The organism is Acinetobacter sp. V2, assembly GCF_001188385.1.
Classification (GTDB): domain Bacteria; phylum Pseudomonadota; class Gammaproteobacteria; order Pseudomonadales; family Moraxellaceae; genus Acinetobacter; species Acinetobacter oleivorans.
This window is the reverse complement of the sequence record NZ_JZFB01000001.1, coordinates 915,998-917,243: the sequence shown is the minus strand read 5'-3', so window position 1 is coordinate 917,243 and position 1,246 is coordinate 915,998. Positions and strand designations below refer to the sequence as shown.

The 1,246-nt window shown below is 39.1% G+C and carries 2 protein-coding genes; both read left to right on the top strand.

The window, feature by feature from the left end:
- Window positions 1–804 (top strand): ABC transporter substrate-binding protein (locus UC75_RS20140; RefSeq protein WP_228137078.1); only part of this gene is annotated, 804 nt, incomplete at its 5' end.
- A gap of 17 nt (window positions 805–821) precedes the next feature.
- Window positions 822–1,246, top strand: a 425-nt coding sequence (locus UC75_RS20135) for an ATP-binding cassette domain-containing protein (RefSeq protein WP_228137077.1), incomplete at its 3' end; no start/stop codon positions are given.

Genomic DNA, 1,246 nt, shown 5'->3' with positions numbered 1-1,246 from the left:
AAAAAAATCGTGGTTCTATATCACGGCTCGCCTTATGGCAAAGAAACGATTCCAGTCATTGAGATTTTATCGAAAAAGTATGGCTTTGAAGTAACCAACATTGAAGTACCACATCCGGGTAATGAACAACAATCTCAATGGTTAAATATTAGACGGATTCAACCGGATTGGGTCATTCTTCGTGGTTGGGGGGTGATGAATCCTGTTGCATTAAAAACTGCACAGAAAGTGGGTTACCCAACCAATAAAATTATTGGGAATATCTGGTCAAACTCAGAAGAAGATGCTGCACCAGCAGGTGCTGCGGCAAATGGGTTTATTTCAATTACGACTCATCCATCAGGAACGAATTTCCCTGTATTACAAGAAATTAAACAACTTGTTATTGATAAAGGTCAGTCAGATCTTGCCGATAAAAATCGTTTCGGTACGGTTTACTATAACCTAGGTGTGGTAAACGGTATTTTGAATGTAGAAGCAGTACGCGTGGCACAAAATAAATTTGGTAAACGTCCGCTTACTGGTGAAGAGGTCCGTTGGGGCTTTGAACATATCAATTTAACTGAAGCACGTCTAAAAGAACTTGGTGCATATGGTTTGGTACAGCCTTTAAAACTATCGTGCCAAGACCATGAAGGCGGTGGTGCGGTACGTTTCCAACAATGGGATGGTAAAGAGTGGAAAGTAATTAGTGATTGGGTACAAGCAGATCGCAGCTTATTACGTCCGATTATTGAACAATCTTCAGAAAAATATGCCAAAGAGCAAGGTATAAAAATTCGAGATTGCGCAACTGAAGAATAAGATCAGGAGATGACCGCATGTCTAAATTATTAAACAGTATCAAACCTGAAAGCAGTGAACCATTGTTAAATGTCAATGATATTGAAGTCGTATATGACCAGAGTATTTTGGCAGTTAAACGGGTGAGTTTAACTGTTCCTTCTGGTTCTATTGTTGCATTGCTTGGTGCCAACGGAGCTGGTAAGAGTACAACTCTGAAAGCAATATCACAGTTGATTTTTGCTGAAAATGGGCAAATTCACCGTGGCAAAATTGAATATCAGGGTGAATCCATACTTGGGAAAAATCCAAGTGATATTGTCAAAAAAGGTTTGGTGCAAGTCCTTGAAGGACGTCATTGTTTTACACATTTGACTGTTGATGAAAATTTAAGAACAGGCGGTTTTATTTCGCATCATTCGGGTGCCAAACTTTCAACTGCATTAGAAAAAGTTTATCAATA